This is a genomic window from Micromonospora sp. DT227 (assembly GCF_049841835.1).
GTDB lineage: Bacteria > Actinomycetota > Actinomycetes > Mycobacteriales > Micromonosporaceae > Micromonospora.
In genome coordinates this window covers 1-285 of record NZ_JBNCLA010000083.1, presented here as the reverse complement: position 1 = coordinate 285, position 285 = coordinate 1, and the positions used below count along the sequence as shown (strand labels likewise).

The window sequence follows — 285 nt, the reverse complement described above, 5'->3', positions numbered from 1 at the left end:
CAGGACCGGCCGGCGGGGCAGCCGTTGCGGTTGGGGTCGGTGAAGTCGAACATCGGTCACACCCAGGCGGCCGCAGGTGTTGCCGGGATCATCAAGATGGTCCTGGCGATGCGGCACGGGCTGATGCCCAGAACGCTGCACGTGGACGCCCCGTCATCTCACGTGGATTGGTCGGCCGGGTCGGTGCGGTTGCTGACCGAGGCAACATCGTGGCCTGTCGACGGTCGGCCGCGGCGGGCTGGGGTGTCGTCGTTCGGGATCAGCGGCACCAACGCCCACCTCATC

Annotated in this window: 1 pseudogene; it reads left to right on the top strand. The window is 68.8% G+C overall.

Annotated features, from left to right (window positions below):
• Nucleotides 1–285 (top strand): annotated as a pseudogene (locus ACLQ2W_RS33990) (polyketide synthase); the annotation flags it as partial.